Source organism: Robertmurraya sp. GLU-23, from assembly GCF_052983275.1.
This window is the reverse complement of the sequence record NZ_JBRKCV010000003.1, coordinates 40,126-54,665: the sequence shown is the minus strand read 5'-3', so window position 1 is coordinate 54,665 and position 14,540 is coordinate 40,126. Positions and strand designations below refer to the sequence as shown.

The window sequence follows — 14,540 nt, the reverse complement described above, 5'->3', positions numbered from 1 at the left end:
TATAGGATATTGCTAGATTATTCAATGAACCTTTCTGAAAAGAAATGAAATTGTAAACCTGTAAACAACTTGTAAACAAACTGTATTTTGTATACGTAATTGTAAACAATCCCTACAAACACGTATACATATGATTAAACCGGGATGTATACACTTTTGTATACATGTAAACATAAAAGTATACAAGTTGTTTACATTAAGTAAACATGTATACGGCTTTTGTAAACAAAGGAAATGATCTGATTAATATCGTTAATATTCAAAAAGGCCCTACTTCAAGTAAGACCTAAATTTGTATTTATGATTTATAATAAGGAGGAATGCGTAACCATTCATTTAGTAATCATACTAATTGAAATATTTTTCAATTAGTTTTTCAGCTGTACGTGTCGCTAATGCCTGAGTGGTAAGAGTGGGATTTACTCCACCCAAACCGTTAAAATGAACACTATTATCAGCGATAAATAACTGTTTTACCTGGTAAGCTTCACAATTAGAATCAACTACATACCCCATTCTCATTGTACTTTCCAAATGAATCATGACTCCTGCTGGCCAGTTAGATGAAATCATTTGTTTTGCACCCGCTTTATGCAAAATATAAATAGCCATTTTCATTAATTCTTTTCTATTTTTCATGGACTTTTTCGTAGGAGTATAGCTCAAGTGCGGTACTGGACCATGTTCATCGCTAATTGTAGGGTGGAGGTTCACTCCATTTCTATGATCAACCTCATCGTCTGTGATGATTAATACATTCAATGTTTTTCTGTAATTTAACATTAAATCTTGTAATTTGCTTCCAACAATTTGATGATAAAATTCCCATTTGGACTGTTCCTTTTGATAGATACTCCACCCAAATTGACTAATTCCATAGGAAAGAGTAGCTGTTAGACCTGGGCTCATTCCGGCCGTTTGAATCGAACCTAAGCCAGGAAAGTCTAGTCTTGCACCACATGTATGTCCAATAAAAGGATGGAGATCAGGTTCGCCTAAGATAGACATAAGATCTTTTTCATTAAAGATTCCCGTTACCCAGTCCATATAGTGGTTCGTTAGCCCTTTTCCAACCCATGGATTTTGTGGGAGATTAGAATTTAGCCAGAGTCGCGGACTCTCTATACTACCTCCAGCAAGAACAATCACCTTTGCTCTTAATTCTTCCTCTTCACCTGTCCATGTATCCCTAATGCGTACTCCAGTCGCATGTAACTCTCGTGAATGACTGGTCTCTGTTAAGATTTTTATTGTAAACGAATTGGGTCTAATCGTGACATTACCAGTACTTAAAGCCAATGGGATGTAACTAACGGTGGTTGACCTTTTTGCAACCTTATCTATGGAAGGGCCATGTGGGCAGCCATTTATACAGTGGCCACAAAGGGTGCATCCTTCCATCCACGATAATTGTTCAAGTGAAACATTTACATTATTAAGATTCTTATTTACTGGTAAGATTGCGTTTGGCTGTGGACGATAGGCCGGACTTGTAACATTTAAGGTGGCATTAAGCTGCCACCCCGCTCTTTTTGCTCCGAAATAAAATAATTCTTCCTTTGCCGTTGTTGGGGCAAAGTGAACGGGCAGTGTGGCTTCTACCTTTTCATAATAAGGAATGAGTTCTCGATAGGAAAGTGGCCATACTTGGTCAATGGCTGATGGGAAAGCACGAGGAGAATTTGCTGTATAATGCTGTGTGGACCCTCCCACACCCGCACTTTGCCAAATAATTTGCTTATGTGGTGCCAAGCGAACCCATGGTGCCCGATCTCTATTTGCTGGGCCCCATCGAAATCTACCTGTAACCAGATTATTCATATTGTCTTCATACTTGTTTAGTTGTTGCCTATAAAGAGTAATATCTAAATCATTTTTATCGGAACTTTCTTTATCCCCAGATTGAAGATTGGGACTCGGCCACTTTTGATTTCCGTACCATGGGCCCGCCTCTACAATTAATACCTTTAATCCCTTTTCCCCAAGCTCCTTCGCTATTACTGCTCCACCACCTCCTGCACCAATGACTATAACATCTGGATTAGACATGATGATTTCCCCCTTTGTTCGGATCACCTAATGAAAATCCACGAAGATTTCGATACCCAAATGCTGGTCCTGGGTATTTTGTTTGAATCCACCCAACTGGAAAACACTCGATACATTTATATTCAGGTCGATTAAATCTAGTGGTCCCATATCCAGTCCACTCCGAATAAAAGCCCAAAAATGTAAGCTGGATTATCGTATTCTTCATACTTTGCGTTAAACCTGGATTATTAGTAAAAGGTTCTGGCAAGCTCTCCAAAGGGACTTCTAATCTTTCTAACAAATTGATTGCCTTTAACCGCTCACTACGTGACAGAGTAGTGAATACCCCTTCTATAGAAAATACCGATATAATTCCTTTTTCTATGTACAATAGTTGAAAAGCAGCCAGATCTAATAAATCTGCTGTCTGTTTTGACAAAGAGATCGTTTCTCCTTGATTTCCTGTAGAAGGCAAAGTCTGATCCAAAACCGCTATAACATACCCATAAATCACTTCATCCATTGGAGAAGCCTGCAGAATGGCGTCCACTGCCGCTTGGATGGTTATCCTGGTATGAACATCAGATACTTCACTGTTTAAAGGTTTTATCATGCTCTTCCCCCTTACAAACAAAAATCCCCATCCTCTAATTTTATTTGAGAACTTGAAAGGATAGACTACATAATTTGAGGAAGCAAAAACTCGCACCATCTTAGTAACGGGTTCCGTTTTCGAGTACAAAAACTATTGGGGATTGATGTGGTGAAAAGAAAAGACATTGTTGAATTTTTCGTGGAGGTATAGGAATTCATAGGAGGAGAAATTCCGGTTAATGTGTATAGTAGGGGCTCAAGAAGCAGATATAAGCGGAAATATTCCGATTAACTTCTCTATATTTACCTAAATCTAAAGATTAGGTTCATATAAGCGGAAACACTCCGTTTAATTTGCGGGAAATGTTGGTATTTCCCAAAATAAACAGAATTTCTCCGTTTATTTTGGGTTCGTTCTATTTCGTACTTCACAACCGAACTACTTACCTTTTTAGTACAGGTTTTACTTGTAGGATTTTATTCAAATGTCCCTTTTACTAATGGAGAACCTTGGGCCACCATTAGTTGACCTTTTGCAATAACCGTTTGAATCGTTAATGTTTCTTTATCTAAAATTACAAGGTCCGCATCCTTCCCTTTTTGAATATTGCCTTTTTGAGAAAGTTTGAGAACTTGTGCTGGATTTGATGTAATTACTTGGATTGCTTGCTCTAGAGGGATCTTCTCATTAAAGACTGCATCCCTTACCTCCCGGAATAAAGAAGCCGTTTTCCCCACTTTTAATCCTTTAAATTCACCCATTTCATCAAAATAAGGAAGACTTGCCTGCCCATCTGACGAAAAAGTAATACTACTAATGGGGATGTCTTTTTCAAGCATTAATCTTAAACCGGTCGAACACTTCACTTCCCCCTCTTCTAGGAATTGAGGAATGGTGCTAGTGGTCAAGTCAACATATCCACCCTTTTTTGCATATGTAATCCCTGCAGCAAATAATTCTTTATTACGATTAATATGAGTAGGATGGAAATGCCTAGCAGGAATTTCTGTTTTCTCGATGATCTCCTCTAGTAATGAGAGTTTTTCAATTCCATCCCCTACATGGATTTCTATAAGTCCAGCTTTCCCAGATAAAATGCCACCATTTCTAGCTGCTGTAGCAATTTTTACTACTTCATCAAACGTAGGCTGAGAGGAACGATGATCAGAAATGGCAATTTCTCCAACACCAATAATTTTATCAATTAAAATTAGATCATCTTCAATTCTTGAGGTTAATGTCTTGACTGGTACTTGATAAGAGCCGGTATGAATATAACAGGTAACGCCTTCTTCTTCTAGTGCTCGAGCCTTTGCTAGAAGGCTTTCCATTCTCCTGGTTGTACCATCCGTTCCAAGTACACCAACTAAGGTTGTTACACCGGACATCGTTATATCCGTTAACATAATTTCTGGGGTTCTTGTTTTGAATCCACCTTCTCCTCCACCACCAATAATATGAACATGAGAATCAATAAATCCAGGTACGATAAGTTGACCAGATGCATCAATCACTTCGATAGGGACAAAAGAAATAGGAGTATTTATTTGCTCTTCTATAAAAGCAATTTTATCGTCAGCAATAAGAATATCCCTTACACCAAGATAGTTTGGGGCATAGACCTCTCCGTTTTTTATTAACTTTAGCATAGCTCTTCACTCCTAATTGTCAGTCAATATAAGCACACAAGAACGAGTATCTTTTTACATTATATAAATTAACCAAAAGGGGTAAAATTCCTTTCTCATTATATAAATTAACAATTCTTCAGTAGGTATGGTAAAATTCTTGGTAACTAAACAATATTACAATACAAAGTAGGTGTTATAGCTTGTCCTCTGAAAAAGAAGTAAAGCTTTATTTTGTTCGTCATGGTGAGACTCAATATAATATAGAAAAACGTATGCAAGGTTTTTGTGATTCCCCTCTTACCGAACGCGGAATTACTCAAGCCAAGTCTGTAGGTATGGGCCTTGATGATATTGAATTTACAGCAGTATACACTAGTGAAAGCCAACGAGTTATAGATACAGCTAAGTATGCAGTTGGTCATCGTAATCTTCCAACAATGACAGACCCACGCCTGAAAGAAATGAACTTTGGTGCTTTAGAATCACTTGTAGAATCAGAAATCACCGAGCGATACGGAGATATACTTGAACAATTATTTACCCTTAACGACCTAAATATGGCTGCACCAGAAGGAGAAAGCTACTCCCAGCTTTATACACGTACAACCTCTATCGTTAAGGAAATCATCGACAAGCATAAAAGTGAAGGCGGAAATATACTGGTTTTCTCACATGGAGTAACGATTGGTAACTACTTAATGCAATTAACAAAAATGAGCGATTATCCGCACCATGATAATTGCAGTGTTTCCGTCATTAAGTATGCTAACGGTGAATTTAGTGTAGAAACGATTGCTGACACTTCCTTTAGAGACAGGTATCAATAATAGTGAAACACCTCTTTGCGAATGGCATAGAGGTGTTTTTATTGATTTAATTTCCTTATTTCTACCACTCCTCCAAATCACCACTATCCCACATTTCATTAAATGTATCATTCATAGCTGAAGTTAATGTCGAATCACTTACGGTTAAGAGAATTTCCTGATTATCTTCTGCAGAGTCTTTTGTGTAATTAAAAGAGCCTGTTACGACGGTTTCGTTGTCTGATATGGTTAGTTTTATATGCATTTTTTCATCTGTATTTATTTTAACCGGTATATTCAGTGCCTCTAGCTCATCGAATATTTTCTTACTATCTTTGTTTTCTGTATTTTCCCCATCAGCTATGATTTTAATGGAAACTCCTCTTTCCGCTGCGGCTGAAATAGCTTCTACAATATTTTCATTATCTAAGTTATAGATGGCAATATTAAGTTCTTCTTTAGCGCTATTAATTACGTCTATTAATTCTTCCTCTGGGCTCCCTTGATATTCACTAATAGCATAAGACAGCTCTGTTTCACTTGAATCTATCATGATCTTACCTACTAATAAAAGATTCACTACGAGTGATATGATTAAAAGAATGCTTCCTAGTTTTCTATTCAATGTTAAACCTCCTTGTTTGTATATATCATTTTTACACCAATTATCTTAAATGAACCTTAAATGGACCCTTTTTTAGAAACAAAAAAGGTGATACAAAAATTTGTATCACCTTTGGTAAACTCTTATTAAATTATACGTACCGTAACAATACCTTCAATCAAGCCGATTTTTTCCTCTAACTGAGGGATAATTTCACTCGTTACATTGTTATCAATATCGATCATAGTATAGGCATATTCCCCTCTACTTCTGTTGACCATATCTGCAATGTTTAAATCATAGCTTGAAAGAGCTGATGTAATCTTTCCAACCATGCCAGGAACATTTTGATGGAAAGCTGCTACACGTTGCTTCCCTGAATATGGAAGAGAGGCATTTGGAAAATTCACTGAGTTTTTAATATTCCCAGTCTCTAGAAAATCCTTTATTTGGCGACCTGCCATAATTGCACAATTTTCCTCAGATTCTGCTGTTGATGCACCAAGGTGTGGAACACAAATAGTGTTTTCCATTTTCAATACATTTTCATTAGGGAAATCTGTAATATATTGACCCACGATACCTTCTTCAAGCGCAACCGCCAAATCTATTTCATTCACTAGTTCCCCACGTGAGAAGTTCAGAATATGAACACCTGGTTTCATAATGCTAAATGTAGCTTGATTAAACATTCCTTTTGTATCATCCGTTAATGGTGTGTGTACAGTAATATAATCAGCGTTTGCAAACAATTCTTCAATGGTTAAAGCACGTTGGACCGTACGTGATAAATTCCATGCTGTATCAACAGAGATAAATGGGTCAAAACCAATTACATCCATGTCTAAAGCAATAGCGTCATTCGCTACAAGTGCCCCAATTGCACCTAGTCCAATAACACCTAGAGTCTTACCTTTAATTTCTTTTCCTACAAATTGCTTTTTCCCTGCTTCTACAAGCTTTGGAACTTGGTCCCCTTCGCCTTCTAAGGTCTTTGTCCATGACACACCAGCAAAAAGGTTTCTTGATGACGCCATTATTGTAGTTAAAACCATTTCTTTTACAGCATTTGCATTGGCTCCAGGAGTATTAAAAACGACAATTCCTTGCTCTGTGCATTTGTCGACTGGAATATTATTAACACCTGCTCCAGCTCTTGCAATTGCTTTTAAATTCCTACCGAAATCCATTGAATGCATATTAAAGCTACGTGCAATGATTGCATCTGGATTTTCACAATCATTGTCGACTGCAAAATTATCCTTTTTAAAGACTTTTAATCCGCTTTCTGCAATATTATTTAATGTTTTAATTTGGTTCACTTTTTTTAATGTAATTGGGCTCATATTGTTTCTCCTTTTTTATTATAAATTTGAACAAAAAGAGGCAAGGGGTTATAACCCTTACCTCTGCCCAGGCGAACGGCTACGACACCATGTGCTCCCTCGCGGTTATCCGCGTTTCGCCAGTTACACATAGTCTTTTTATTTCTTATATTCTAACAACTTCTTTACTAGCATTCAAGTAGAAAAATATTCTTATTTAAATTTTCTTACAAATTAAACTTCATTATTTATGATGAGGTTTTCCTGTATTCTTAAATAAGTAGTCTAGTCCTTATTCCGGTAGCCTCCGAAAAGCAAATAAGCGGAGATTTTTCTGTTAAATGCATAATGGAGCTTATTTTCATGATGTATAAGCGGAGAATTTCCGATTATGCACAACATTTTCCCCCATTATTACTGTTTTTGAGCCAATAGGCGGAATTTCTCCGTCTATTTAACCAATATTTCAGCCAATTTATACATTAAGCGGAATTCTTCCTTCTATTAATCAGACTGGATATTTAACCTGATCTTCTGCTGTTTTAGCCTCCCATCCTTAGGAGAGACATTTGGCCTTACTTATGATAAGGTTCATTCCTATTAATCCGGTAAGCCCGATACACCTGTTCAAGCAGAATTAACCTCATAAGTTGATGAGGGAATGTCATTTTAGAAAATGATAACTTCTCATCTGCACGATTTAGAACATCCTTACTTAAACCCAGCGAACCTCCAATAACAAAGGCAATTTTACTTTTTCCGTATGTAGCCAACTTATCAATCATTTCCGCCAGTTCTTCTGACGATCGTTGCTTGCCTTCTATGGCTAGGGCAATGACATATGTATCTGGAGAAATTTTTGCTAACAGCCTCTCTCCTTCTTTATTCTTTACCTGTTCCATTTCTATGTCACTTAATTGCTCTGGAGCTTTTTCATCTGGGAGCTCAATCACTTCGACCTTCGCATAGGCCGTTAGTCTTTTTAAATATTCATCGATTCCTTGCTTTAAGTATTTTTCTTTAAGTTTGCCAATTGTTAATAATGAGATATTCACACTTCATCCTCACTTTACGAACAAGATATCCACAGAAGTTATCCACATGTCCACATTTTTCATCCACATATTGTATAGGATCATTTGTTCCCTACCATATATACAGCATCATTTCGACAATATTCACAGGTTGTTGATAACTCATTTCCCTCAACTTTTAGTAAGGTTGGAAATGTCTCAAACTCATCTACAATCGTATCTATGGCAAGATCTACATGTTCCTCACAGCAGTAAATCAAGTTATTTCCCTCCTTCAAAATTCTCCAAACTTCAACAAAAAATGATGTATATAGTTTATCCAAAAACTTATCCACATTCCTATCCCATCCTACCAAAACTATCGAGAAATTTCTATCCACAAAAAAGAAATGCAGACATGACGCCTGCATTTCTCTCACAACTATAAGGTATTTCCACCTAGCTTCATCGTTGTTTCTTGAAGCTTTCCAGCACGGTAGAATTTAATGTTCAGCTGATCTCCGACTTTCTTTTTATTATATAGATGCTTTCTTAAATCAATGACATCTTTAATTGGATCGCCGTCCATTTCAACAATCACATCTAAATCTTCTAATCCTGCTTGTTCTGCAGGTGAGTTTGGATCCACCGTCATAATTACGACTCCCGCAGTTACATCTTCCGGAAGTTTCAGTGTTTCTTTCTGATGATAAGCTGATACTTCATTTACTGATTGAAGTTGGATTCCCATGTAAGGTCGTTTTACCTCACCAAACTCCTCTAGATCACTAATGATTGGCTCAGCAGACTTTATTGGAATGGAGAGACCGATTCCCTCTACGGAGCTCTGGGCAATCTTCATAGAGTTAATTCCAATCACTTGGCCACTGATATTAATTAATGCTCCACCACTATTACCCGGGTTAATTGCGGCATCCGTTTGGAGTACTTCAGCCTGCCAATCAATTGCACCATCTTGGTTAATATCAACAGGAATCGCACGCTCTAAACCTGATACTATCCCTTGTGTAACAGAGCCAGAAAACGTTGCTCCAAGTGGATTTCCAATAGCGATCACTGGCTCACCAATTTTTAAAGCATCCGAATCTCCAAACTCAGCAACGGTTTCAATTTTGCTTCCATCAACCTCAAGAACAGCTAAATCGGTCCAAACGTCACTACCTCTTAACTTGGCTTCAAGCTTTGTTCCATCAGACAATGTCACCTCAAGTGAGTTTGCCCCTTCGATTACGTGATGGTTTGTTACAACATATGCTTTGCCATCCACTTTTTTATAAATAACACCGGACCCTGATCCTGCTTCCTGACTACTTGATTCTGACCAAAAACTTGTCGTTTGAAGATTCGTAATTCCAACTACCGCATCTCCAGCTTTTTCTACTGCCTTTGTTATATCTGTCACTACGTTTAAACTAACATTTTCTGTCCTAACCGCATCGTTGTTTGCCATACCTTCTTCTAGATTCGAATCTGTTTCTGTGGAATAAGGAAGAACATCAAAACCAATTCGAGGCAAGGCAACCACAATAAGAAAAACCCCTAAAATGGCTCCAACTAGACTCGCTAAAAAGTACCCTCCTCGATTTCCCTTTTGTTTTCTGTACCGTGTTTCGTAGTCTTGATCATAATAACCCACGATTCACCAATCCTTTCAAACAATCATTATCTATGTAGTTTTTATCCCTATATATAATATAATCCCTTCTTGCCAGAGAATAAACCAAAAAGGTGACCCGAAAAAGTCGGAATCACCTTTTTATACCGCAGTTAACACCGTTGGAACTTTAGGGTCGGTATCGTATAAATCAAATTGCTCACCAATGATGATGCCTTTGCTTTGAAGTGTTTGCTCGACAGACATTTTAGCTAAATCTTTCATATTATTGTCTTGACTTAAATGAGCTAAGTAAATACGTTTTGTGTTATCACCAGCTACTTCACTCATTGCAATGGCTGCATCTTCATTCGATACATGTCCAACATCACTCAAAATACGGCGCTTAATGCTCCATGGATACTTTCCCATGCGAAGCATTTGTACGTCATGGTTGCTCTCAAAAACAAACACATCTGCGTTCTGAATGATTCCCTTCATACGATCACTAACATATCCTGTATCTGTAATTAGAACTAGCTTCTTTCCATTATGGTGAAATACATAAAACATGGGCTCTGCTGCATCATGAGACACGCCAAATGATTCAATATCCACCCCACCAAAGCTTTTTACTGTTTCCATATCAAACGTAAATTTCTGTTCTACAGGAATTTCCCCTACTAAATGATTCATGGCATCCCATGTTTTTGCGTTAGCATAAACAGGAAGCTTGTACTTTCTCGCTAATATTCCGACTCCTTTAATATGATCACTATGCTCATGGGTGACAAAAAGTCCCGACAGCTTACTAATGTCACGATCAATCTTTTGAAAAAGAGCCTCCATTTGCTTCCCACTATGTCCTGCGTCTACTAGAAAGGACTGATCTTCCGATTCTACATAAATCGCATTCCCTGTACTCCCACTCGCTAGGATACTAAAATGCAATGACATACTACTCACTCCAATTGTTTTCTTCATTCTTTAGTTGAATGACTTGTCCTTCAAATGCATTCACAAATAAATTATCCCCTTCGTCTAATACAAAGCGCCACGCAGGTGTCAAAACCTGTGAAGAAGTTAAACGAACAAGTGTGTAATAACCAAACTCGACTCTCTCTATCTTTGTTCCAAAAGGTAAATAGCCATTTTCATATAGTGTTTCTATCGCCTTAATGGGCTGAATAATTCTTTCATCTTCCGAAAGTTCCTCGATACTATCGAGTATGGTTTGTTTGTAGGAAACTACTTCATTATCGCTATTTAATTTGAACGTGATTTGACCGCTTGGATTTTTATAAAATAGCTTTTCTTGGTACTGCTGATAATAAGTTATACTATTATCACTTTCATCTCTACCCCAATAACGATACTGGTCACCATTTATGACTGATCCTTTTAAAAATGTATCTAATTCAGGTGGTTGACCTTTGCTGCTCACTTTTAAAGGTGTATCCAATTCTGATTCAATAGACTGGTTGTTTCTTATTGTAATGGTTTGACCGCTGAGCGTTGTATCTATAAGCATTTCAACCTCTTCCTCTGTAAACACTCTTGGAACCGTACTTAAGTACGTGTCCTTTTCAAAGTTTTTTGGAAGATCATTGTATGTGATTTCATCTGCCTTTAATCGGTTTTCTAGAGAAGGATTGGTCGCATATTCGTATTTAGTTGCGGTACGAATCTTTAAGAACTCATTCATAAGATAGATATTTAAAACGAAAAAGGAAAGGATAAAGATGGTTTTAATTCTACTCCAATCCATGCTTTATCCCCCCATTCTCGCTACTCGGAACCATCTTCCATTCATCGTTATACTTATAGTACCAAGCTGGTTCCAAATGAATTAGTGAATTCTGGTTAATATCAGTAATCTTAGACATGTGATAGCCAATCGAAATGTCCTGAAGAAAATCGAGGTCAAAATCTTCTACTTTTTTCAACTCTTCTAGCACACTGACACCAGATGGAAGGGTAATTTCAGTGGCATCCAATCTACTTCCTAACATGAAATTACTTCGAAAATACTTATTAATTCCACTAGCATTCCAGATTTGTAAAATTTCCGATATTCCATTATCACCAAAGATGGGGTAACCACTTAAATCGTATAATCGGAATAATATGACCTGTTCTGACTGGTCCATTCCTACATATCGATAATTATCCGTCCAGCCACCATGACTATTAATAAAATCAACACTTTTTTCCAGAAGGTGACTCGATTTCGCTGTTGCTCCACTTTCAACATCTTCTGTTTTCACATAGGAAACAGTACTCGTTTCATAATTGACACTCATTAAAGTAGTTGTATCAGTATACTCTTCACCAAAAGAGCTGAAATTTTTTGACACTAGATTCGGATCGCTAAATAGGGCATCACGAAGTTTTTCTGTCGATAACTTCAAAAACAGGTAATTATATAAAGCAACTTTTACTGGCTCTTTTCGAAGCATCGTAAAACTTTCTCGATTAATTGGTTCATATAGTGCAAACTTTTCATTCTCACTTATGTCCGCTAGATATCGTTCTTTAAAATCTTTGATATAAGTGGCTGTAACATATGCTCGAAGCACTTCATTCTCTTTGGAGGAAATAAAATAAACGGCTCCTCCCTCTCTTGTTTCTGGCTCTAAATCAATAACAATTCGGTCAAAGTTACTCTTGGGAATATCATTACTAGGTAATTGTAACGCGCTACGGTACACCTTTAAAGGAACAATATCAGGAAAAATAAGTTCTAAAACGTTCTTATCATAAATAAACGAAGGGATATTTTTTACGAGATCGGATATATCTTCAAACTCACTAAATTCCCATAAGCTAAGTTCTTTCATTGTCTGATCAATTTCAAAGGAATCAAATGTACCGTAATGTTTCTCCCCTTGATGGAAAAACAATCGTTCAGGACGAACAATTTTGCTCAATTCCTTCGTTTCACCAAACGATACTTCTTCAACGGTATTTCCACTTTCCTTCAAAGTGTCATAATTCGGCTGATATGTCCACAACATCCATGTAAGAAGAATACTAAAAACAACAAGAATTAATAGGACGATAGACTTTATCGTTTCATATTTCATGTCCAGTCATCCTCCTCATTAGGATCATAAGGGAGAGTGAATGAGACCGTCGTCCCTTTCCCTTCCACACTTTCCGCCCAAATTTCTCCTCCATGGGCTTCTACCATTTCTTTTGCAATGGCTAGTCCTAGACCTGTCCCACCAAGCTTTCTAGTTCTTGCTTTATCAACTCGGTAAAATCGTTCAAAAATTTGCTGAAGATTTTCTTTTGGAATTCCCATCCCCTGATCACTAACACTAACTACAATATGATCTTCCTTTTCCTCCACTTTAAAAGTGATTTTCCCACCCTGTGGAGAATACTTCATTGCATTTGAAATAATATTATCAAGGACTTGTGTAAGCTTGTCCGCATCTCCCTCAACAAAGGCAGCATAATCTAATAGTTTTCGTTCAAAAGCAGTATTTTCGTCCTTTATAATCTCAAAACGATCAATAATTCGATTGAAGAAATCTACGAAATTAAACCATTCCTTCTTAAGTCGATAATCCTTGCTATCCATCTTGGAAAGCTGAAGCAAATCATTTACTAGACGTATCATACGTTCTGTTTCTGTTTGCGTAACACTTAAAAAGTTCGGAGCGATTTCCTCGTCCTTCCAGGCACCATCTGATAATGCTTCTAAGTAACTTCTCATCGTCGTTAAAGGTGTCCGTAACTCATGTGACACATTGGCAACAAATTCGCGTCTCTCTAAGTCAATTTTCTCTTGTTCTGTAATATCATGTAAAACCGTTATTAAACCATTTACAAATCCAGTTTCCTTTTGAATGACCGAAAAATTCGCCCGTAGAATAAGAGGCTTTGTAGCCGTGCTATAGTCCAAAATAAGTGACTCTTTCTCAACAAGTAAATCTTCAAACGAATAGTCTTCTTCTAAGCCTAATAAAGACACAATGGAGCTAGATAGTATTGTTTCACGTGAAACACTCAAAAGCTTTGCAGCAGGTTCATTGATAAGGATTACTCGACCTTTTCGATCGGTAGCAACCACACCATCTGTCATATAGGAAAGAACAGAGGATAACTTTCGACGTTCTCCCTCAGTGGTTGCTTGTGCCTCTTGCAACTTTTTTGTGAGATTATTAAAAGTAATGGCCAATTGTCCAATCTCATCATATCCGAAAACTTTTACCTTTCGAGAAAAGTTCCCTTTAGCCATTGCCTGTGCCTGCTTTCGCATATCAGAAATAGGCCTTGTAATCGTTTGTGCAAGTAGAATCCCAAGTACTGCTGTAATCAATAATGCAATACCCGTCCCTGTGGCCAGGATATTATTAATGGTCTTCATTTGGGAATACACATTTTCTTTCTTTGCTACTAAGTATATAACACCTGTGACCTCATCATCGGATCGAACGGGCGTAACTAACACCCAGATACGCTTTAATGACTCAGGATCGATTTGGGTTACTTCCTCCCCTTCAGCTGAAGTAGCGATGACACGTCTAATTAAGGTGTCAGTAGATCTTTGGCCAACAATTCCTTGATTATATTGATCTGATGTGCCGATAATTTTTTGTGTACTTGCTTCAATTAAACGAACCTCCGAGATATCTGTCGTTGGAAAATCAGCTAGAATCTTCTTAACAGCCTCTTCCAGAGTTGGTCCTTCATCATCTGGGTTACGTTCCTTGCCTAGCTCTTCCCCTAAGTAATAAGCTAAAAGATTCACTCTCTCTTCAATTGAGGTTTCAAAATTCCGTAATAAAGTGCTCTCAAGCTGTCTAACAAAATAAACACCGATTATTTGCATCGCAATTAAAATTAACAATACGTAAATCATTACAAATTTAAGATGGATAGATCGAAAGAAACCAACCTTTTTCATTT

General features: G+C 37.3%; 13 protein-coding genes and 1 riboswitch. Of the genes, 1 reads left to right on the top strand and 12 read right to left on the bottom strand.

Annotated features, from left to right (window positions below; genetic code table 11):
• Window positions 1–348 precede the first annotated feature (348 nt).
• From ACVBAX_RS07760 to iadA, 3 genes are all read right to left on the bottom strand, one after another.
• On the bottom strand, window positions 349–2,049 hold the full coding sequence (locus tag ACVBAX_RS07760) for a GMC family oxidoreductase N-terminal domain-containing protein (RefSeq protein ID WP_447116534.1): 1,701 nt from the start codon (window positions 2,047–2,049) through the stop codon (window positions 349–351).
• A complete protein-coding gene (locus tag ACVBAX_RS07755) occupies window positions 2,042–2,644 on the bottom strand; it encodes a hypothetical protein (RefSeq protein WP_447116533.1) in 603 nt (200 codons plus the stop codon). The genes ACVBAX_RS07760 and ACVBAX_RS07755 overlap by 8 nt, the downstream gene beginning before the upstream one ends.
• A 458-nt stretch (window positions 2,645–3,102) precedes the next feature.
• Entirely contained in the window at window positions 3,103–4,275 is a 1,173-nt protein-coding gene (iadA, locus tag ACVBAX_RS07750; RefSeq protein ID WP_447116532.1) for a beta-aspartyl-peptidase, read from the bottom strand.
• Window positions 4,276–4,457: 182 nt separating this feature from the next.
• On the opposite strand from iadA, the gene ACVBAX_RS07745 reads away from it, so the two are divergent.
• Entirely contained in the window at window positions 4,458–5,084 is a 627-nt protein-coding gene (locus ACVBAX_RS07745; RefSeq protein WP_447116531.1) for a histidine phosphatase family protein, read from the top strand.
• A 61-nt stretch (window positions 5,085–5,145) separates the two neighbouring features.
• Here ACVBAX_RS07745 and ACVBAX_RS07740 read toward each other — a convergent pair whose 3' ends face one another.
• From ACVBAX_RS07740 to walK, 9 genes are all read right to left on the bottom strand, one after another.
• Window positions 5,146–5,688 (bottom strand): phospholipase D-like domain-containing protein, encoded by a 543-nt coding sequence (locus ACVBAX_RS07740; protein ID WP_447116530.1) that lies wholly within the window; start codon window positions 5,686–5,688, stop codon window positions 5,146–5,148.
• Window positions 5,689–5,813: 125 nt separating this feature from the next.
• Window positions 5,814–7,013 carry a phosphoglycerate dehydrogenase gene (locus tag ACVBAX_RS07735; RefSeq protein WP_447116529.1) on the bottom strand — a complete coding sequence of 400 codons (1,200 nt, stop codon included), beginning with the start codon at window positions 7,011–7,013 and terminating at the stop codon, window positions 5,814–5,816.
• A 58-nt stretch (window positions 7,014–7,071) separates the two neighbouring features.
• Window positions 7,072–7,150, bottom strand: a riboswitch (ZMP/ZTP riboswitch).
• 417 nt (window positions 7,151–7,567) lie between these two features.
• Window positions 7,568–8,047, bottom strand: a complete 480-nt coding sequence (gene rlmH / locus ACVBAX_RS07730) for a 23S rRNA (pseudouridine(1915)-N(3))-methyltransferase RlmH (RefSeq protein ID WP_066059556.1) — start codon at window positions 8,045–8,047, stop codon at window positions 7,568–7,570.
• An 80-nt stretch (window positions 8,048–8,127) separates the two neighbouring features.
• Complete coding sequence (locus tag ACVBAX_RS07725; RefSeq protein WP_447116528.1) at window positions 8,128–8,286, bottom strand: CxxH/CxxC protein; 159 nt, start codon at window positions 8,284–8,286, stop codon at window positions 8,128–8,130.
• Window positions 8,287–8,447: 161 nt separating this feature from the next.
• A complete protein-coding gene (locus ACVBAX_RS07720) occupies window positions 8,448–9,662 on the bottom strand; it encodes a S1C family serine protease (RefSeq protein ID WP_447116527.1) in 1,215 nt (404 codons plus the stop codon).
• A 120-nt stretch (window positions 9,663–9,782) separates the two neighbouring features.
• Window positions 9,783–10,577 (bottom strand): MBL fold metallo-hydrolase, encoded by a 795-nt coding sequence (locus ACVBAX_RS07715; RefSeq protein ID WP_447116526.1) that lies wholly within the window; start codon window positions 10,575–10,577, stop codon window positions 9,783–9,785.
• A gap of 1 nt (window position 10,578) precedes the next feature.
• Window positions 10,579–11,388: a two-component system regulatory protein YycI gene (locus ACVBAX_RS07710; protein ID WP_447116525.1), complete on the bottom strand. Its 810-nt coding sequence runs from the start codon at window positions 11,386–11,388 to the stop codon at window positions 10,579–10,581.
• The gene (locus ACVBAX_RS07705) at window positions 11,375–12,706 is read right to left on the bottom strand and encodes a YycH family regulatory protein (protein WP_447116524.1); all 1,332 of its coding nucleotides are present in this window, start codon (window positions 12,704–12,706) and stop codon (window positions 11,375–11,377) included. Before ACVBAX_RS07705 ends, ACVBAX_RS07710 begins: the two co-directional genes overlap by 14 nt.
• The gene (walK, locus tag ACVBAX_RS07700; RefSeq protein WP_430776786.1) at window positions 12,703–14,538 is read right to left on the bottom strand and encodes a cell wall metabolism sensor histidine kinase WalK; all 1,836 of its coding nucleotides are present in this window, start codon (window positions 14,536–14,538) and stop codon (window positions 12,703–12,705) included. The genes ACVBAX_RS07705 and walK overlap by 4 nt, the downstream gene beginning before the upstream one ends.
• Window positions 14,539–14,540: the final 2 nt, after the last annotated feature.

Bases quoted from the DNA above. Each gene is read 5' to 3' on its own strand.
- ACVBAX_RS07760 (WP_447116534.1), bottom strand. From the start codon at position 2,049: ATGTCTAATCCAGATGTTATAGTCATTGGTGCAGGAGGTGGTGGAGCA.
- ACVBAX_RS07755 (WP_447116533.1), bottom strand. From the start codon at position 2,644: ATGATAAAACCTTTAAACAGTGAAGTATCTGATGTTCATACCAGGATA.
- iadA (WP_447116532.1), bottom strand. From the start codon at position 4,275: ATGCTAAAGTTAATAAAAAACGGAGAGGTCTATGCCCCAAACTATCTT.
- ACVBAX_RS07735 (WP_447116529.1), bottom strand. From the start codon at position 7,013: ATGAGCCCAATTACATTAAAAAAAGTGAACCAAATTAAAACATTAAAT.
- ACVBAX_RS07715 (WP_447116526.1), bottom strand. From the start codon at position 10,577: ATGTCATTGCATTTTAGTATCCTAGCGAGTGGGAGTACAGGGAATGCG.
- ACVBAX_RS07710 (WP_447116525.1), bottom strand. From the start codon at position 11,388: ATGGATTGGAGTAGAATTAAAACCATCTTTATCCTTTCCTTTTTCGTT.
- ACVBAX_RS07705 (WP_447116524.1), bottom strand. From the start codon at position 12,706: ATGAAATATGAAACGATAAAGTCTATCGTCCTATTAATTCTTGTTGTT.
- walK (WP_430776786.1), bottom strand. From the start codon at position 14,538: ATGAAAAAGGTTGGTTTCTTTCGATCTATCCATCTTAAATTTGTAATG.